The sequence below is a fragment of the Pseudalgibacter alginicilyticus genome (assembly GCF_001310225.1).
Taxonomy (GTDB): domain Bacteria; phylum Bacteroidota; class Bacteroidia; order Flavobacteriales; family Flavobacteriaceae; genus Pseudalgibacter; species Pseudalgibacter alginicilyticus.
This window is the reverse complement of sequence record NZ_CP012898.1, coordinates 2,330,623-2,351,062: the sequence shown is the minus strand read 5'-3', so window position 1 is coordinate 2,351,062 and position 20,440 is coordinate 2,330,623. Positions and strand designations below refer to the sequence as shown.

Annotated in this window: 11 protein-coding genes; all 11 read left to right on the top strand. The window is 35.5% G+C overall.

What is annotated here, in order from left to right:
• Nucleotides 1-12 precede the first annotated feature (12 nt).
• The 11 genes from APS56_RS09805 to APS56_RS09755 are packed head-to-tail and all read left to right on the top strand — an operon-like array spanning nucleotide 13 to nucleotide 20,440.
• Nucleotides 13-2,556: a GH116 family glycosyl-hydrolase gene (locus APS56_RS09805; RefSeq protein WP_054727618.1), complete on the top strand. Its 2,544-nt coding sequence runs from the start codon at nucleotides 13-15 to the stop codon at nucleotides 2,554-2,556.
• A gap of 24 nt (nucleotides 2,557-2,580) precedes the next feature.
• Nucleotides 2,581-4,140, top strand: a complete 1,560-nt coding sequence (locus tag APS56_RS09800) for a ThuA domain-containing protein (RefSeq protein WP_082379318.1) — start codon at nucleotides 2,581-2,583, stop codon at nucleotides 4,138-4,140.
• Nucleotides 4,137-6,686 (top strand): GH116 family glycosyl-hydrolase, encoded by a 2,550-nt coding sequence (locus tag APS56_RS09795; protein ID WP_054727614.1) that lies wholly within the window; start codon nucleotides 4,137-4,139, stop codon nucleotides 6,684-6,686. The genes APS56_RS09800 and APS56_RS09795 overlap by 4 nt, the downstream gene beginning before the upstream one ends.
• 5 nt (nucleotides 6,687-6,691) lie before the next feature.
• The gene (locus APS56_RS09790) at nucleotides 6,692-7,348 is read left to right on the top strand and encodes an SGNH/GDSL hydrolase family protein (protein ID WP_054731329.1); all 657 of its coding nucleotides are present in this window, start codon (nucleotides 6,692-6,694) and stop codon (nucleotides 7,346-7,348) included.
• On the top strand, nucleotides 7,349-8,779 hold the full coding sequence (locus tag APS56_RS09785) for a sulfatase family protein (protein WP_054727612.1): 1,431 nt from the start codon (nucleotides 7,349-7,351) through the stop codon (nucleotides 8,777-8,779).
• On the top strand, nucleotides 8,776-10,326 hold the full coding sequence (locus APS56_RS09780; RefSeq protein ID WP_054727610.1) for a sulfatase family protein: 1,551 nt from the start codon (nucleotides 8,776-8,778) through the stop codon (nucleotides 10,324-10,326). Before APS56_RS09785 ends, APS56_RS09780 begins: the two co-directional genes overlap by 4 nt.
• 48 nt (nucleotides 10,327-10,374) lie before the next feature.
• Nucleotides 10,375-12,477 carry a Sip1-related alpha-galactosidase gene (locus APS56_RS09775; protein ID WP_054727608.1) on the top strand — a complete coding sequence of 701 codons (2,103 nt, stop codon included), beginning with the start codon at nucleotides 10,375-10,377 and terminating at the stop codon, nucleotides 12,475-12,477.
• Between the two features lie 10 nt (nucleotides 12,478-12,487).
• Nucleotides 12,488-14,959 (top strand): glycoside hydrolase family 95 protein, encoded by a 2,472-nt coding sequence (locus APS56_RS09770; protein WP_054727607.1) that lies wholly within the window; start codon nucleotides 12,488-12,490, stop codon nucleotides 14,957-14,959.
• A 20-nt stretch (nucleotides 14,960-14,979) separates the two neighbouring features.
• The gene (locus APS56_RS09765; RefSeq protein ID WP_211259718.1) at nucleotides 14,980-16,410 is read left to right on the top strand and encodes an arylsulfatase; all 1,431 of its coding nucleotides are present in this window, start codon (nucleotides 14,980-14,982) and stop codon (nucleotides 16,408-16,410) included.
• Between the two features lie 32 nt (nucleotides 16,411-16,442).
• On the top strand, nucleotides 16,443-18,767 hold the full coding sequence (locus APS56_RS09760; RefSeq protein WP_054727605.1) for a glycoside hydrolase family 95 protein: 2,325 nt from the start codon (nucleotides 16,443-16,445) through the stop codon (nucleotides 18,765-18,767).
• 35 nt (nucleotides 18,768-18,802) lie between these two features.
• Nucleotides 18,803-20,440 (top strand): sulfatase family protein, encoded by a 1,638-nt coding sequence (locus APS56_RS09755; RefSeq protein WP_082379317.1) that lies wholly within the window; start codon nucleotides 18,803-18,805, stop codon nucleotides 20,438-20,440.

The following is a 20,440-nucleotide window of genomic DNA, read 5'->3' as shown; positions in this document are numbered from 1 at the left end:
TATATTCTTATAATGAAAAAAATAATTCAAATAGTACTCTTATTACTTTCAGTTAGTGTTATGTCTCAAACACAGCAAAAAGAATGGCCTATCTTAAAGTCCTATGATGAAAATCATTTAGCTCGTATAGCTATGCCTATAGGCGGTATAGGAACAGGAACGGTTTCATTAAAAGGAAATGGTGCTATTCAAGATTGGGAAATCATGAACAGACCAGCTAAAGGCTTTAATCCGTGGTTAGAAAAAGGGCCACCAGTAAATCGGGCGCCTTTTTTTGCGATTTATATAAAGGAAGAAAATAAAAAAGGAGAAGCGGTTTTGTTAGAAGGGCCACCAACAAATTTAGATTATGAAGGTGATTTAGGAGCTATTGGAACCAACCATGGTTTACCTCGTTTTGAAGAAGCTGTTTTTCAAACGGCCTACCCATTTGGACAAGTACAATTAAAAGACAAAACCCTGCCAGTTCAAGTAACAGTAGGGGCATTTAATCCACTAATACCTGGAAATGTAGACGATAGTAGCATACCTGCCGCAATTCTTAGTTATAAAGTAAAAAACACTTCAAAGAAACCCATTACAATTTCCGTTGCAGGAACCATTCAAAATTTTATTGGTCATGATGGTAGTAGAGGTAAAGCTGAAAATAACATCAATACATTCAAAGAAAAAAATGGTTTAAAGGGTATTCATTATACTTCAAATGGAGTTGATAAAGAAAGTGAACAATGGGGTACATTTAGTCTTGCAACGATTAGTAAAGGCGATATATCGTACCGTACCAATTGGTTACCCGTAAAATGGGGAAATACAACCGTTGATTTTTGGGATGATTTTACAAATGATGGAATTTTAGAGGATAGAGCAGTACACAAAACAGATACACCTATGGGTTCATTAGCTGTAAAAACCACGCTAAATCCTGGTGAAGAAAAGAATATGAAGTTTGTTGTTTCATGGCATTTTCCAAATAGACCAGCATGGCGGAATTTAAATGTTACGGTTGGGAATTATTATACTACAAAATATAAAGATTCCTGGGATGTCTTAGAACAAACAGTACACAAGTTGCCTATTTTGGAAAATAAAACCATCACGTTTGTTAAGGCATTCATTAGTAGCGATATTCCTGATATTTTAAAAGAGTCAGCTTTATTTAATCTATCTCATTTGCGCACGCAACTCGCATTTAGAACAAAAGAAGGTCATATGTTGGGTTTTGAGGGTACGGCACCTAATGTTGGTCGTGGCATAGGATCATGTATCCATGTATGGAATTATGACCAAACAACACCTTTTTTATTTGGAGAACTTGCCAAAACCATGAGAGATACAGAATTTGGTTACGCTACAGATGATAGAGGGTTGATGAGCTTTAGAATTCACTTGCCTTTAAACACAAACGCACAAGAATTTGGTATTGCTGCAGCCGATGGGCAAATGGGAGCCATTATGAAATTTTACAGAGAATGGCAGCTTTCTGGCGATGATGCTTTTTTAAAAAAACATTGGCCAAAAGTTAAGCAAGCTCTTGAATTTGCTTGGGTAAAAGGAGGTTGGGATGCTGATATAGATGGTGTTATGGAAGGTGCACAGCACAATACCATGGACGTAGAGTATTTTGGTCCAAATCCACAAATGGGGTTTTGGTACTTAGGAGCTTTAAGAGCTACAGAAAAAATGGCCACCTATTTAGGCGAAAAAAGTTTAGCAAAAAAATGCCGTTCACTTTATGAAAATGGTTCAGATTATTTAGATGAAGAGCTTTTTAATGGAGAATATTATGAGCATAAAATAATACCGCCTATGTTGGAAGAAAATGTGGCAGAGGGCTTAGTTGCAGGTATGGGAACTAAAGATTTAACGAGTCCCGATTATCAATTAGGTAAAGGTGTGTTAGTTGATCAATTGGTTGGGCAGGTGATGGCGCATATTTTAGATTTAGGTTATTTGGCTAATGAGGAGCATATATCAAAAACAAATAATGCTATTATTAAATATAATTATAGAGAAAGTATGCTTAAGCATCCTAATTTTATGCGTTCTTATGCGCTTGGAGACGAGTCAGCTTTGGTTATGGCTGGTTACCCAACGGAACGTCCAAAATTTCCTTTTCCATATTTTACTGAAGTAATGACAGGCTTTGAATATACAGCTGGAGTGGGAATGCTTTATGAAAATCAATTAGATATCGGTTTAAAAACATTTCAAGATGTTAGAGATAGATATGATGGTATAAAAAGAAACCCATTTAATGAAGCAGAGTTTGGAAATCATTATGCCCGAAGTATGATGGCATGGGGAGCCGTATTGGCAACCACAGGATTTAAGTATTCTGCTATTGAAAAATCTATGAGGTTTACATCAAAACCAGGTACTTATTTTTGGAGTAACGGTTATGCTTGGGGTACGTGTAAAGTAAAAAATAAGGAAGCTGATTTAACCGTACTTTCAGGCGAAGTAATATTGGATAAATTTACGCTGGATGGTATAGCCTCTAAAAAACTTAAGAGTAAAATCATTCGTTCCACTGAATCATTGAATATTAAACTATAACAAAATAAATAATTAATAAAGTTGATGCGACTTTTAATCATACTATTTTTTTGCTTATCCTCAATGTTGAGCGCTCAAGTTGAGTACCAAATAAAAGTCCTCAATTTTCAAGCAGATAATGGTTTTCAACATAAGTCAAAAAAGGTTGGATTGGAAATGATAGAGCATTTGGGAGAAATAAACGATTGGGAAGTGATTACATCTGTGGATACAACGGATATTACCATGAAAAACCTAAACCGCTTTGATGTTATTGTCTTTAATAATAACTGTGGAAATGCAGGACCAATTTTTTCAAAAGCTCAACAAGAAGTGCTTCAAAACTATATTAACAATGGTGGTGGCTTTGTAGGTATTCACTGTGCTGGTGCTATTTGGGAAGAAGGTGGCGGATTTCAAAATTGGTATGAGAAATTAGTAGGAACACGTTTAGTGGCACATCCTAAAGTACAAAGGGCCAAGTTGATAATTGAAAATAAAAACCACATAGCAACAAGTCATTTGCCCAACGAATGGGTAATTACAGATGAGTGGCATACTTTTTCAAGCAATCCTCGAAACGATGTGAATGTACTTATGTCTTTAGATGAATCGTCTTATGTTGGCGAGTCTAAAATGGGAGGTGATCATCCTTTTACATGGTGTCAATATTACGATGGCGGACGTTCTTTTTTTACATCTTTGGGACATACAGTTGAGATTTATTCTGATAAAAATTATCAAAAGTTGATAGAGGGCGGTATTATTTGGGCTTCAGGTTTATCAGAAGAAAATCTAAAATTACCCGTTTTAGAGGGTTTGATAGTTGATTTGAATGCCGATTATGGCATTACTCTAGAAAGTGGTGATAGAATCAGTTCTTGGAAAAATAATGTTGAAAATAGCATCATTAAATCTTTCAATAAACAAGATCAAGGTAGGAAAGAATTAGGTTCTGGTATGCCAAGATTAGAATTAAATATAGCTGCGTTGAATGGACACAATGCGGTTGTATTTCATCGTCAGGAATTAATAAATGAGAATGAAGATGCCTTTGATCATTTAATTACCGGAAGCGGCTATACTTGGTTTTCTATCATGTCTGTTTATGAGCAAGTTTCTGGAAAGCCAGGGGTTAATTCTTTTTTTGGAAACCTGAGAAATACGAATGTTGATAAGCAAGGTCATTATGAAGGTTTTTGGGCTGGATTGAGTGATGATAATCAGGTTTGGATGGGGTCAAGAAATGCAATTGAAGGCGGATTGTGGAATGATAATAATCCACATGTATTGAACCATCAACCATTGGAAACAAATACTTATTATTTGGTAATAGGGAGAATGGGAGACGGGGTAAATAAAGTTCAAATAGAGCTTTTTATTAATTCAATTACAGCAGTAGCAAAAAAAATGTTTCCTATAAATCAAAATGCGAATTCCTCAAAAATGGTAATCGGTCAAGAAAGAGATGCTACCAACCATCCAGGTTTTGAATCTTTTGATGGGGAAATTGCCCGATTTTTAATTTATGAAAGACCATTGTCAAATAATGAATTAAAAAAAACAATTGAATATTTAATGAAAACTTACAATATTAAAAAATGAAAAATTTTAAACATATAAACCTATTCATCATTGCTGTTTTAGTATTTACGTATGTCAAAGCTCAAGAAAATCAATGGCCTGTACTAAAAACTTATGATCAGAATCATACAGACCGAATTGCTATGCCTGTTGGTGGTATTGGAACGGGTACTATTTCACTAACAGGACGAGGAGCTTTGGAAGACTGGGAAATAATGAGTCGTCCAGCTAAAGGTTACAACCCAAAATATACTGGCGTAGAAGTTATTAATCGTACACCATTTTTCTCCATTTTTCTAAAGGAAGAAAACAAAGAAGCGCAAGCATTGCTTTTAGAAGGTCCAGTACCTATTAAATACGACGAGGGCTTTTATGGCTCTAAAGCGCCTAATCACGGCTTACCACGTTTTGCCGAGGCTACTTTTCAAACGGCTTATCCTTTCGGACAAGTTTTGCTTAAGGATAAACAGGTGCCTGTACAAGTAACAATGGGAGCTTTTAATCCATTGATACCAGGTAATACAGATGATAGTAGTCTTCCAATTGTGGTATTGAGTTACAAAGTAAAAAATATCAGTAATAAGCCCATCACGATTTCCTTAGCGGGAAATATCCCTAATTTTATTGGTTTTGATGGAAAAGAAGGAAAAGCTTATCAAAATATTAATACTTATAAAGAGGATAATGGATTAAAAGGGATTCACTATACTGCCAGTGAAGAAATAGATACAGAAAGTTACCAATATGGAACCGTAAGTTTAATAACCAATAGTGAAGGTGAAGTGTCATATCGAACGGCATGGCAACCTGGTGATTGGGGTAATAGCACTTTGGAGTTTTGGGATGATTATACTAATGATGGCCTATTGGAAGAACGTACATCCAATCAAAAAAATAATATGGCATCGTTGGCGGTAAAAACAGTTTTAGCACCCAATGAAGAAAAAGATATTCGTTTTTATATTACTTGGAATTTTCCTAATCGTCCAGCATGGAGTAATGAAGAGTCTAATGTAGGCAATTACTATGCAACACAATTTAAAGATTCATGGGATGTAGCACAGAAAAATATCAATAGAATTCCTGAATTGGAAAAAAAGACTATAACATTTGTTGAAGCTTTTATCAATAGTGATTTTCCAGAAGTTATAAAAGAAGCGGCTTTGTTCAATTTGGCTCATTTTCGTACACAACTCGCATTTAAAACTAAATCAGGTTACTACTTAGGTTGGGAAGGAATTAAAGATAACGAAGGAAGCGGTACTGGTACATGCACCCATGTTTGGAATTATGAACAAACCATTCCGTTCCTGTTTGGAGATGTAGCTCAAAATATGCGGGAAGTTGAGTTTGGTTATGCTACCGATGAAAATGGTTTAATGAGTTATCGCATACATTTGCCATTGGAAACCAATGGAACCAATTTTGGATTGGCAGCTGCTGATGGACAAATGGGGAGTATTATGAAATATTACCGAGAATGGCAACTTTCTGGTGATGATGAATTTTTGAAAAAGAATTGGAGCAATGTTAAAAAAGCAATGGAATTCTGTTGGATTCAGAAAGGATGGGATCCTGATAAAGATGGTGTTATGGAAGGTTCCCAGCACAATACCATGGATGTAGAGTATTATGGGCCAAACCCACAAATGGGATTTTGGTACCTTGGGGCTTTGCGTGCAACCGAAGAAATGGCGAATTACTTAGGAGAAAAAGCGTTTGCAAAAACCTGCAGAGCATTGTATGAAAATGGTTCTCAATGGATAGATGAAAACTTATTTAATGGTGAATATTATATACAGGAAATTGTACCGCCCATGCATTTGGATAGTATAGCAAAAGGACTTATTCGGGTAAAAAGGCGATTGGTGGCAGACAACCCACAATATCAGTTAGGAGAAGGTGTACTTGTAGACCAATTGGTGGGTCAAGTCATGGCTCATACTCTTAACTTAGGCTACTTAGCCAATAAAGAAAATATCAAGAAAACAAATGAGGCTATTCTAAAATACAATTATCGAGAAAATTTGTTAAAGCATCCAAATTTTATGCGTTCCTATGCTTATGGAAACGAATCAGCTTTGCTAATGGCAGATTATCCAAAGGAAAGACCTAAACAACCATTCCCATATTTCACAGAAGTTATGACAGGTTTTGAGCATACAGCAGCGGTAAGTATGTTGTATGAAGGTCAGATAGAGGAAGGCTTAAAAACCATTCAAGATATTAGAAACCGTTACGATGGTAAAAAAAGAAATCCGTTTAACGAAGCGGAATTCGGTCATCATTATGCACGTAGTATGATGGCTTGGGCTGGTGTATTAGCTACTTCAGGTTTCCATTATTCAGGAGTAGAAAAATCAATGAAATTTACGGGTAAACCAGGAACTTATTTTTGGAGCAACGGTTATAGCTGGGGAATATGTGAGGTGAAAGATAAAGAAGCGATTGTAACCGTGCTTTCAGGAAAAATAGAATTAAAAAGTTTTACGCTAAACGGAATAGGAACTAAAAAGTTAAGAGAAAAAGTAATTGATGCAAATGAAAGTTATACGATAAAACTATAATGGATATGAAAAAAATAGTTAGAATATTACTATTGTTTGTTGTGGTAATTACAGCCATAGCTTTCAGTAAAAAGAAACAAAAAGTATTAATTGTAGGAGACTCTATATCTATTGGTTACACACCTTTTGTAAAAGAAAGTTTAAAAGAGGTCGCTGAGGTTGTACACAATCCAGGAAATGCAAAACATACGGGTAATGGATTAAAACATATTGAAGATTGGATTGGGGATGAACAGTGGGATATCATTCATTTTAATTGGGGATTGTGGGATTTATGTTATAGACATCCAGATTCTAAAGTACAAGGGCAAAGAGATAAAGCCAATGGAACAATTACTTTTTCTATAGAAGATTACGAACGTAATTTAAGGGCTATTGTTAAAAAAATAAAACAAAAATCTAATGCTAAATTAATTTTTGTAACTACCTCTTATGTTCCTACAGAAGAAGCAGGAAGATATGTAGAAGATGCTATCAAATATAACAAAGTAGCACGTAAGGTGATGCAGGAAAATGGTGTTGAAATTAATGATATCTATAAAGTTTCTAAAAAAATACATCAAGAATATGGAAAAGGAAATGATGATGTACATTATACTCCAAAAGGGTATGAAGAATTAGGGAAACCCATTGCTAAATTTTTAGAAAAAGAGCTGAAGTAAATGAAAATAAATTGCCGTTTTTTATTATTCATAATATTATTAAGTAGCTATGTTTTTGGTCAAAAAACCAGTAATGGCAAACCTAATTTGGTCATTATTTTTACTGATGATCAGGGCTATGGTGATTTGAGTTGTTTTGGTGGTGCCCACGTTTACACTCCTAATATTGATAGAATGGCAAATGAGGGAGCTAAGTTAACTAGTTTTTATATGGCATCTCCACTGTGTACTCCATCCAGAGCAGCATTAATGACGGGGTCTTATCCTAGAAGAATAAGTATGGAACCACCTTCTAGTTTAGCCGTAGATTTGCCAAATGTTCCTAAAGGGAAAAAATTTCCTGTTTGTTTGGCTGCTGATGGAAATGGATTAAATCCTAATGAAGTTACGCTTGCAGAAATCGCAAAATCCGTAGGGTATAGCACCGGAATGTTTGGAAAATGGCACTTAGGAGATCAACCTGAATTTTTACCTACTCAACAAGGTTTTGATGAGTTTTTTGGTTTGCCTTACAGTCATGATATTGCGCCAATACATCCAAGACAACAATTTTTTAAATTTCCATCACTTCCTCTTTTAGAAGGTGAAAAAGTAATAGAATTAGATCCTAATAAGGATAATCTAACCCAAAGAGTTACGCAAAGAGCTGTTCAATTTATCAAAGAGCACAAAGATGAAAACTTCTTTTTATATGTGCCACACCCAATTCCTCATGGACCTGTAGCAGCTTCTAATGAAATTAAAAAGGAGTATGCAAACTTGTTAAAAAGTGGTGTAAAAGCTGATGATAATATATACGCAACTGCTATTTATGAAATTGATTGGTCAGTAGGACAAGTATTAAAAACCTTAAAAGAACAAGGCATTGATGATAATACTATTGTGCTGTTTACGAGTGATAACGGTGCTGCCAACAAAAGAGGTTCTACCAAACCTTTAAGGGGGCACAAAGGACAAACTTTAGAAGGTGGCATGCGTGTGCCAGCAGTAATTCGCTGGCCAGCAAAAATTAAGGTTGGAATTGAAATTGATGAATTATTAACAAGCATGGATGTGCTACCTACTTTTGCAAAATTAATAGGAGCAACATTATCTAAAAATACCATTGATGGAAAAGACATCATGCCAGTGCTTACCACACAAGCAAAAACACCGCATGAATATTTTTTCTATTCTCATTGGGGAACTTTAGAAGCAGTAAGATGGAGAGATTGGAAGTTGAGAATTATTAAAGGAGAAGAAGCATTATATAATTTAAAAAAGGATATAGCAGAAAAGACCAACCTTAAAGACGAATATCCAGATATTGTTTTTCAACTTAAAAATGCAATGGAAAAATTTGATGCAGAAATGGTTGAAAATGCACGTCCGGTAGGGCAAGTAGAAAATCCTAAAGCACTTACGATAAACTTAAACAAAAAATTAAAATGAAACATTTTTTATTACTCTTTTTGTCTTTTTCAATAATGACAGCACAATCAAAAAAAACGGATGATTCAAAACCAAACATTATTTACATTCTTGCGGATGATATGGGTTATGGAGATATTAAAAGTTTTAATCCAGAAAGTAAAATATCAACGCCAAACTTAGATAGTATGTCTGAAAATGGGGTTATGTTTACAGATGCTCACACATCATCAGCTGTGTGTACACCTACTCGCTATGGAATATTAACAGGACGGTATAACTGGAGGTCTTCGTTAAAAAGTTCTGTGTTAAGTGGTTATTCAAAATCCTTGATAAAGCGAGATCGTACGACTATTGCTAAAATGTTAAAATCAAAAGATTATAATACTGCATTTATTGGAAAATGGCATTTAGGTTGGGATTGGGCTTTTGAAAATGAGGAAACAATAAAAGGGCTAAATAATCTCAATGCAAATCTTAAAGTAGATTTTAATGCACCTATAAAAAATGGTCCATCTACGCATGGTTTCGATTATTCTTTCGGTTTTTGTGGTTCTCTTGATATGCCACCCTATGTATATGTGGAGAATGATACGCCAACGATGATCCCAACAAAAACGACTGTTTCGGTTGATGAAAAAGGGTTTTGGAGAGAAGGACTTACTTCAGATGATTTTGACCATACTAACGTACTACAAGATTTGACTGATAAAGCAATTCAGTACATTAATGAAAACTCAAGAAAAAAGTCACCTTTCTTTTTGTATTTTCCATTGCCAGCACCACATACACCTATTTTACCCACAACAGAATTTTTAGGAAAAAGTAATACCAATATGTATGGTGATTTTGTGATGCAGGTTGATGATGTGGTACGACAAATTAGGGAAACTTTAAAAAAACAAGGCATTTCAGAAAATACACTTTTAGTGTTTACAAGTGATAACGGATGTTCGCCAAGAGCAAATTTTGAGGAGCTCGCTAAAGTAAAACATAATCCAAGTTATAGGTTTCGAGGTATGAAGGCTGATATTTTTGAAGGGGGGCATCGTGTGCCATTTATTGTAGAATGGCCTAATAAAGCTTTTAAAAATTTCAGGTCTGATAAAACAATTTGTACCACCGATTTTTTTGCTACATGTGCTGAGATAGTTGGATACGAGACACCAGATACCGAAGCAGAAGACAGTTTTAGTATGCTACCACTTATCAAAGGAGAGGCGGGTGTTAGTATTCGTGAGTACACTGTCCATCATTCAATAAATGGATCTTTTGCAATTAGAAAAGGCGATTGGAAATTGATTGTATGTCCTGGATCTGGAGGATGGAGTTATCCAAAGCCACAAGATATTAAAAATGAAAAATTAGATCTACCAGCTATGCAGTTGTATAATTTAAAAGCGGACATAGAAGAAACAAATAATTTACTCAATGTCTTTCCTGAAAGAGTTTCAGAAATGAAAGCTGCACTCAAAAAAATAATTCTTGATGGAAGAAGCACACCAGGAGCTGTTCAAGAAAATGAAGATATGGAAACTTGGAAGCAAATTCAGCCAATAATAAACTAAATAATATTAGTTGTCAAAAAATAAAAACTATTTAAACTAAACTATATAATGAATAAAGCATTTCTTTTTATTTTAGGAATATCTTGTGTGTTGTCATGTTCGGAACAATCCAAGGCAAAGAAGCAAGATGCGCCATTGGAAGTGATCCCACAATCCTTAAATGTATCATCCTTTAATGGGAATGGAGTAGTTTCTGTTCAGAAACAAGAATTGACACCAGATTCTTTAGGGATTATATCTGAAATTAAATTAGAATTACCTAAGTACAAAAAAGGCATTTACTATCGGCCATTTTCTAAAAAACTGGCTGCAGGGAATCGAGTGGAACCGCTTTGGTTTAATGATATTTCTGAATTAGACGGTTACAAGTACCAAAAGCCAAGAATGGACAGTCATATAAATTTAGGAGCTTTTATGATGCTTCAAAAAGATAACGGCGACTATTTAGCACTTTTACCTTTGGTTTCAAACCGTATCGGTAATACCTTTTCTATTCGTAATAAAACGGCTTATTTAACGGTTGCCACTTATGGAACAGGTACTGAAAATGTAGCGGTGCCTTTAATGAGTTATGGGGAGTCTAAAAATCCGTACGAAGCTGCTAAAATGGCTTGGGAGCAAGCGATGAATACCGATAGTGTTAAAGAAAATATCAATTGGAGATCTGATAAAGAATATCCTGAAGCTTACAAATACTTGGGTTGGTGTTCTTGGGAACATTATAAACATAACATCACTGAGGATATTATTTTGGATGCTTTAAAAGGCATGAAAGAGAGTACAATTCCTTTTAGATGGATGCTGATTGATGATGGGTATTTAGATCATGAAAAAGGACAATTGTTATCTTTTGGTGTAGATAAGGCTAAATTTCCAAATGGTTGGGAGCCTATCACCAGTCAGAAAGATGATAAAATAAAATGGATGGGTATTTGGAGAAATTTCAATGGCTATTTTGGTGCTGTGTCACCAAAGCATAGCATGGCGAGTTTGGAAGGACATTTGGTAGAACGTAATCCGAGTGGTAAAAAAAACATTTTAATGCCGAAAATTTCAGAAGAATCTGCCAATGCGTTTTTCCATGAAATGACAAAAAATACCAAAGACAATGGTTTTGATATCATTAAAGTTGATTTTCAATCGGATAATTTTCGCAATAATTCAGGAGCAAGTAATGCTATTTTGGGCGTGCATTACAATAATATTGCTTTAGAAGAAAATTGTAAAGACAAAGATTTGATGTTGTTAAATTGTATTGCCCAACAAAACTTTAATGTTTTTAATCATAGGTATAGTGCTATTATCCGCGGAAGTGTAGATTATAAAACTACTAAGGACCGGTTGGACGTGACCTTAGTACAAAATTTTGCCAACGCTTTTTGGTTAGGGCATACGCACTGGTTGGACCAAGATATGTTCTTTGCTAATTTTGAGGAAACCGCTCAATTAATGGCCGTAGCCAGAGCCATGTCCGGAGGTCCTATCTATTTATCGGATGTGCCAGAACAGATTGACGATACCGTCTTAAAACCATTGACTTATGCCGATGGACGTATTTTAGGAACTTTGGCACCTGCTGTTCCGTTGCCCGAAAGTTTAATGCAAGACCCTTACCGAAATGGAGAGGCTTTTAGAGTCATTGCACCATTAAAAAACAAGGCAGCAGCTATTATGGCTGTGAACATGAATCAAGATGATAAAGAGGTGTCTGCCCAAATTTCTTTAAAAGATTATCCATATGCGGGTGGTATGACACAACCTTATCAGGGCCTGTGGGAAGTTCCAGAAGAAGGTATTTTACTTTATGATTATTATAAAGGTTCAGCTCAAATTCTAAAAGATAATTATCAGTTTAATTTGGAATCTAGAAAAGAGCGGTTGGTATTGTTGAATCCAATACAACATGGTTGGTCTGTCATTGGAAGACCAGATAAATACCTTTCTGCTGCAACTTTTGAAATATTGGAAATAGATGATAAGTCTGTGAAAATTCAAATGGTGGAAGATGGGGCATTATTAATTTGGACAAATAAAAAAGTGCCATATTCAGAAAACTTTGAATTCAAAAAATTAGAAAATGGTTTATGGAGAGGTGAGTTAATGAAGCCTAATAGCGACAGAAACTACACAATTATTAAAAAAAATCAATAGCTAAAAAGACATGATAAAACATATTGTAAGTGTATTATTGATTTTTGTAATCTCCGCAAAATGTTCTGCGCAGTTTTTGCTGACGTATGATAAACCTGCCAGTAAATTTACCACCGAGCAAAGACAAGATTACAATAAGCCTGGTTATATGCAGGAAGCTCTACCATTGGGTAACGGTCGATTGGGAGCTATGTTTTCTGGAGGCATTGAAGAAGAACATATCATGCTAAACGATATCACCCTGTGGATGAATAGCAAAAGAGGATTAAGTGAAGTGGAACAATCTGGAACGCGTGTTGGAGCATATAAAAACTTCCAAAAAGTACGCGAAGCTTATCGAAACGATAAATATGGCACTTCAGAAGGTAGTATGGAAGCCCTGTCAACTAAATACCTCAGTAGCCATCAGCCTTTAGGGAATTATGCCCCTTTTACAGATTTATACGTGTTTACCGGACATGATAGCACTGTTGTAAGTGATTACACCCGAACTTTGAACGCCCGTACTGGAATAGGAACAGTAAGTTACAGTATTAATGATACTCATTTTAAAAGAGAATATTTCTGTAGTCATCCAAATGATGTATTTGCCGCGCGATATACAGCTCAAAATTCTAAAATGAATCTTAAAATTAAGGTAGGAACTTTACATAAAAAAAATAGTGTGAAGTTTCAAGGAAATACCATTGTATTAACTGGAAAAGTTTCAATGGTACAAGATGATATTGAATTTCAGCAGTTAGTTCACATTGATGCAGGAAATGCGAAGTTAATTCCACAAGAAGATGGTTCAGTATTGGTAGAGGATGCTACAGACGTTAAAATATATTTGACAGCTTATACAGATTATTTGCCTGTTTATCCGTCTTTTAAAGGACGTGATTTTCAGTTAGATAGTCAAAATATGCTGAATAAGGCTCTTAATATAGGCTATAACAATCTTAAAAAGTCACATGAACAGGATGTTTCTGAGTTAATGGATAGGTGTCAATTAAAACTAAATTTTGAACCTTCAGAATTAACAACTGATGAATTAGTTAAAAGAGGACCTAGCCTTGAATTGGAAAACCTCTATTTTAACTACTCACGCTATTTGCAAATAAGTAGTTCAAGGACTGCTCCAGTTCCTTCAAATTTACAAGGGTTATGGAATGGAAACTTGAAACCTGCTTGGAATAGTGACTATCATACCGATATTAATTTAGCTATGAATTATTGGATGGTAGAAACGGCAAATCTTCCGGAGTCTTTTAGACCTTATATAGAGTACATGAAAATGGTTGCAGAATCAGGCAAATTTGTGGCGCAGGAATCTTTCGGGATTGGGAAAGGCTGGAGTATGGGGCTCAATGGGAATGTATTTGGATTTACTGCACCCAATACACATGGTAGACGTATGCAACAATCGGGAGCATGGCTTTGCCAAAACCTTTTTGAGCATTACGCGTTTAATAAAGATAAAAAATATCTTGAAGAAATTTATCCTATTTTAAAAGGGGCTGCGGAATTTTATATGGCATTTTTGGCACCTTGGAAAGATGGTTCGCTACTTGTGTATCCAACATGGTCTCCAGAAAATGCTTATTTAACAGATAAATATGGTAAATTAAACAAACAAGCATATGGTGCATCATTTGAACAGCAATTGGCATTAAATTTATTTACTGATTGTATAGAGGCGGCAACGGTTTTAAAACGTGATGAATCTTTTGTAAAACAGTTACAGAATATCATTCCAAAACTAACACCTCAAAAAATTGGACAATATGGACAATTACAAGAATGGCCAGAAGATTGGGACAGCCCTACAGACCAACATCGTCACATTTCTCATTTAATAGCTTTGCATCCTGGACGTGATTTTTCTCCACTTATAACTAAAGAGATTACAGAGGCAGCATTGGTTACTATGAAACATCGTGGAGATATTTCAACGGGTTGGAGTACCGCATGGAAAGCCAACTTTTGGGCACGACTACATAATGGGGATAAGGCACACCAATTTTATCAATTTTTAACATCTGAAAGAGCATATCCAAATTTATTTGATTTTCATCCTCCGTTTCAAATTGATGGAAATTTTGGAGGTACTGCCAGTGTTTGTGAGATGTTATTACAAAGTCATTTGAGAAGTATTGATAACTCTTCAAATAGTATTGAAAATGCCGCATTTGTTGCTTATAAAAAAGACACAAAACAATCTAATCATTTTGTTCCTGTAGTTCCTGATGAAAACTTAGCCAATGCCTCTTATATTTTACATCTTTTACCAGCTTTACCTTCAGCATGGTCAACAGGAACTATAAAAGGGTTACGTGCTCGTGGTGGTTTTGAAGTGGATATTATTTGGGAAAAAGGAAAACTAGTTGAGGCAAAAATACATGCCAATACAAGTGGAGATTTTAGAGTTTATTTGGAAGGAAAACTGAGTAAATTATTTTCTATAAACAACGGGGAAACAGTTGTTTGGAAAAATGAATAAAAATTAAAACTAAACTTGAAATGAATAAAAAATATATGTTTTACTCATTAGTATCATTAATTGTATTAACAATGACAAGCTGTAGTTCTAAGCCCAATAAGGTGGATAAACCTAATATTGTTTACATTATGATGGATGAATGGGGTTATTATGAATCTTCTGGAATGGGGCATCCTATTTTAGATACTCCGAATATTGATAAATTGGCTTCAGATGGTATGCGTTTCACGCAATTTTTAGCTGGTGGAAATGTTTGTGCGCCTACAAGAAGTACCATAATTACAGGGCAACATACAGGGCATACCACAGTAAGATCTAATAGCGGAGGAATAGGTTTGGCAGCAGATGATATTACCATAGCCAAAGTACTTAGTGATGCCGGATATGCTACTGGTGGGTTTGGTAAATGGGGATTGGGTGACGTAGGAACAACGGGTGTTCCAGAAAAACAAGGTTTTGATACCTTTTTTGGATATTATCATCAAGTGCATGCGCATACCTACTATCCTAAATATTTGGTGCATAATAGTAAAAAAGTGCCTTTAGAAGGTAATACAGGTGATTATTTAAGTGGAGAAATTTTTTCACATCATTTAATTCACGACAAGGGGTTAGAATTCATTCGTGCTAAAAAAGATGAGCCGTTTTTTGCTTATATGGCTTGGACACCCCCACATGGATATTGGGCTATGCCAGAGGAGGAGCCTGAATGGCAAAAGTATAAAGATGAGCCATGGGATGCAACTAACCAAAAAGGAAAATATGATGCACAGATGTACGCCGCTATGGTAGAAATGGTGGACAGACAAATAGGTGAGATTGTAGCTTTGCTTGAAGAATTAGGTATTGCGGATAACACCATAGTTTTTGTGTCAGGTGATAATGGTGGTCAACCGTATTTTGAAAATGAAAAGCATCCACATGGTTTTTTTGCCCCAAATTTAGACCCTAAAACAGGTAAGCGCTTTAGAGGCGGGAAAGGGAATTTTTATGAAGGGGGTCTTAGAATCCCTTTTATAGCATATTGGCCTGGAAAAATAGAAGCAGGAAGTGTTTCTAACTATTTAGGGTATTTCCCAGATATCATGCCTACCCTTGCTGATATTGCTGGAACTGTAGCTCCTGAGTCAACCGATGGAATTTCTATCATGCCTACATTATTGGGAGAAAAATCAAATCAGCATCAAAAACAGCATGATTATTTGTATTGGGAGGATCCCAAGAGTCGTGCAATTAGAATGGGAGATTGGAAAGCTATAAAGCCTAATAAACAAACAGATTATGAATTGTATGATTTGAGTGCGGATATTGAAGAACAACATAATTTGGCAGATGAGCATCCCGAAATTCTAAAAAAAATATTGAGTTATGCTAAGGAGGCTCATAGACCTCCTAAAAGTGGCAAAGTTTTAGATTCATCAGTTGGATTTAAAGGACATAAACAAGATTAAATAAGACGAAATTTAAAATAAATAAAAACAATATGCCGATTTACAAGACTTTATTAGCAGTATTTACGATGATTTTTTTTGTGTCATGTTTAAATTCAGAACAAAAAAAACAAGACCAAGAAAGAAAAGAACAAGCGTTAAAAATTTGGTTTGAACAGCCTACCCAAAAATGGAATGAAGGACTGCCCATTGGAAATGGAAGTCTTGGTGCGATGCTGTATGGAACTCCTTCAAAAGAAATTATCTGTTTAAACGAAGAAACCATTTGGACTGGAGAAAAACTTTATAATCGTGATAAAAAAGCAGGACCTGAAGTCCTTAAAAAAATTCAACAATTAATTTTTGATAGGAAATTTGTTGAAGCGGAAACTTATCTTACAGAAAATCTTTTAACCGAACGTTTTCCTACGGGAACAATGACCAACCAAATGCTGGCTAATTTCTTTGTAGAACGAACAGGTTTTGATAGTATTACTAATTTTAGACGTGAATTAGATTTAAATAAAGCTTTGCAAACTACCTATTTTGAAAAAGATGGAATTACATTTAAAAGAGAAAGTTTTTCAAGCTATCCAGATAAAGCAATGCTTATAAAATATTCGGCGGATCAAAACAAGTCCATTAATTTGTCAGCCTATATAAAACGTACGGATAATACACAGATTCAGCTTAGTAAAAATAGTATTCATTTTTCAGAACATGTGGGTGATGGTTTAGGAGTAAAGTTTCAATCCACGATTCATTTTGAAGTAAAAGGAGGTGTCTCAGAAGTTAAAGATGGTAAAATAGTAATTTCGGATGCAGATGAATTAATTGTTCGGATTGTAGCTGCAAGTGACTACCATGGTAAAGATCCTAAACAACTTACAGAAGCAAATCTTGAAAAGTTATTGAATAAAGATTATGAAAACTTGTATCAAACACACATCCATGATTATCGTTCACTTTTTAAAAGATTAGATTTTAAAATTTCTGAAGAAGATGGTGAAGATTTACCTACTGATAAACGTTTACAACAAGTAAAACAAGGCTCAGTTGATAATTACCTTACCCAATTGCATTATCAATATGGAAGATACTTGCTGATTAGTAGTTCAAGACCAGGAACTATGCCAGCTAACTTACAAGGAATTTGGGTAAATGGCTTTAAACCACCATGGAATGCCGATTATCATATTAATATCAATATTCAAATGAATTATTGGATGGCAGAAATGACTAATCTCGCTGAATGTCATGAACCCTTTTTAGAATTTATAGGCAAATTACGTGAAATGGGTAGAATTACTGCACGTGAAACTTATGGCAGTCGTGGTTTTGTGGCCCATCATACCAGTGATGCTTGGTATATGACGGCTGCATTTGGAAGAGCACGATATGGTATGTGGCCTATGGGTGCTGCGTGGAGTTGTCAGCATCTGTTCACCCATTATGAATACACCAAAGACAAAAAATACTTAGCAGAACACGCATACCCAATTATGAAAGAAGCTGCAGAGTTTTTTGTAGACTTTATGATTACCGATCCCAAAACTGGGTATTTGGTGACGTCTCCTTCAGTATCACCTGAAAATGATTTTATAACAAATGATGGTGAAGTAGCTACCGTATCTATGGGATCCACAATGGATCGATCTATTATACTGGAATTATATCGTAATTGTATAAAATCTGCTGAAATTTTGGGAGTTGATGAAACATTTAGAGAAATATTAAAAAGTCAGATAACACAAATTCAACCTTTACAGATAGGTAGTGATGGACGTTTGATGGAGTGGATGGAGGAGTTTGAGGAACGCGATCCAGGACATCGCCATATTTCACATTTATATGCTTTGCATCCTTCTAATCAGATTTCAAAAGAAAATACCCCAGAATTATTTGAAGCTGCTAAGAAAACTATCGAGCACCGTCTTGCTAATGGCGGTGGACATACTGGATGGAGTCGTGCTTGGATTATTAATTTTTGGGCACGTCTATTAAAACCTGAAAAAGCACATGAAAATATTATAGCATTACAACAAAAATCTACATTACCCAATCTTTTAGATGTTCATCCACCTTTTCAAATTGATGGAAATTTTGGATTGGTTTCAGGTATTACCGAAATGCTGATGCAAAGCCATGATGGTAAAATTAATTTGTTACCTGCGCTTCCAGCTGCTTGGCCAAAAGGAAGTATTACAGGATTACGCTCACGTGGTGGATTTGAGTTGGATTTGTATTGGGATAAAGGTAGCCTAACCACTGCAGTTATTAAAGCAACAATGGATGGTAGTTTCCGTTTACAGGTGAATGGGAAGTTAAGTCAAGAAATAACACTTAAAGCAGGTGAAACTTACAATTGGAAAGATTAGTTAAAGTGTTGTAGAATCAAATAATACAACTAAACATGAAGATCAAGCTAAAAATTATTATTGTTATTGCCGTGACACAACTGGTAAGTTGTAACCAAACTAAAAAGGACAATGTAATAGAAGAAAATAATTTAACTGAAAAGTTACCTAATATTGTTTTAATTAATGCAGACGATTTAGGCTACGGAGACCTGAGTTGTTATGGGGCTACCTTGGTAAATACGCCAAATATCGACCAATTAGCCGTAGAAGGTCGGATGTTTACCGATGCGCACTCACCTTCAGCCGTGTGTTCTGCTTCTCGTTATGGTTTAATTACTGGTCAGTATCCTTTGCGTAGAAACTATTGGGGAGCTATTGGAGGTTTAGACCAAGGGTTAACGGTTGATACAACAAAAGTAACTATTGCGAGTGTACTTAAAGAATCAGGGTATGCAACGGCTTGTATTGGTAAATGGCATCTCGGTCTGGGAACCGATAAACCAGATTATAACGCTGATCTGAAACCGGGACCTTTAGAGTTGGGCTTTGATTATTTTTATGGTATTCCTATGGTAAATAGTGGGCCGCCATATGTTTATGTAGAAAATCATGGGGTGGTTGGTTATGACCCTGCAGATCCTTTTGTTTTGGGTAAAAAATCAGTGACCCAACAATGGCCAGCAAAAGGAGGGTATACGGCTATTGGAGGGGCAGAAAAAGCCCATTTGCTGTATCAAGATGAAAAAGTAGGAACAACTCTAAAAAACAAAGCCATAGAATGGATGAAAAACACCTATTCAAAGAATAAAGAACATCCATTCTTCCTATATTTGGCAACTACCAATATCCATCACCCGTTTACTCCGGCTCCCCAGTTTAAGGGAACAAGTAAAGCAGGGCTTTATGGCGATTTTATACACGAATTGGATTGGATGGTTGGTGAGGTTATGAAAACACTCAAAGATTTGGGTGTTGCAGACAATACTTTAGTGATTTTTACTAGTGATAATGGAGGTATGCTTAACTTTGGTGGTCAAGATGCCATTAAAGCTGGTCATAAAATAAATGGAGAATTATTAGGATTTAAATTTGGCGCATGGGAAGGCGGGCATCGTGTGCCTTTTATAGCCAGATGGCCAGATAAAATTCCTGCGAACAGTAAATCAGACCATTTAATTAGTCAAATAGATCTCTTACCTACTTTTTCAACTATTGTTGATAAAAAATTGAGGAAAAATGAGTGTCCAGATGGAATTAACCAATTACCAGAATTTTTGGGAGAGGCTACAAACCCTTTACGTGACCTTTTGATTATTTCTCCAAATGTTCCAGAACATCTTACTGTTAGAAAAGGAGATTGGGTTTATATCCCAGCGCAAGATTCAGGAGGGTTTCAAGGGAAAAATATTGGAGACCATACTTTAGGAGGAGCAGCATCCACCAAACTTACGGGACAAATAAATAGTGACGTCCTAAATGGTGAAATAAAAAAAGATGCACCATCAGCACAATTGTATAATTTAAAAGATGACCCTTCTCAAACAACAAATGTTTACGGACAACATCTAAAAATTCAAAAGGAGTTACACGAAATATTAATTAGCTATAGAGCAGAAATTGGACCTTATCCTGAATTAGGGTGGATTCATAAAAGAATACTTGAAAGAAAGCGTAAAAATAAAAAGAAGTAA

Bases quoted from the DNA above. Each gene is read 5' to 3' on its own strand.
- APS56_RS09765 (WP_211259718.1), top strand. From the start codon at position 14,980: ATGAATAAAAAATATATGTTTTACTCATTAGTATCATTAATTGTATTA.
- APS56_RS09805 (WP_054727618.1), top strand. From the start codon at position 13: ATGAAAAAAATAATTCAAATAGTACTCTTATTACTTTCAGTTAGTGTT.
- APS56_RS09755 (WP_082379317.1), top strand. From the start codon at position 18,803: ATGAAGATCAAGCTAAAAATTATTATTGTTATTGCCGTGACACAACTG.
- APS56_RS09770 (WP_054727607.1), top strand. From the start codon at position 12,488: ATGATAAAACATATTGTAAGTGTATTATTGATTTTTGTAATCTCCGCA.
- APS56_RS09800 (WP_082379318.1), top strand. From the start codon at position 2,581: ATGCGACTTTTAATCATACTATTTTTTTGCTTATCCTCAATGTTGAGC.
- APS56_RS09780 (WP_054727610.1), top strand. From the start codon at position 8,776: ATGAAACATTTTTTATTACTCTTTTTGTCTTTTTCAATAATGACAGCA.
- APS56_RS09790 (WP_054731329.1), top strand. From the start codon at position 6,692: ATGAAAAAAATAGTTAGAATATTACTATTGTTTGTTGTGGTAATTACA.
- APS56_RS09775 (WP_054727608.1), top strand. From the start codon at position 10,375: ATGAATAAAGCATTTCTTTTTATTTTAGGAATATCTTGTGTGTTGTCA.
- APS56_RS09795 (WP_054727614.1), top strand. From the start codon at position 4,137: ATGAAAAATTTTAAACATATAAACCTATTCATCATTGCTGTTTTAGTA.
- APS56_RS09760 (WP_054727605.1), top strand. From the start codon at position 16,443: ATGCCGATTTACAAGACTTTATTAGCAGTATTTACGATGATTTTTTTT.
- APS56_RS09785 (WP_054727612.1), top strand. From the start codon at position 7,349: ATGAAAATAAATTGCCGTTTTTTATTATTCATAATATTATTAAGTAGC.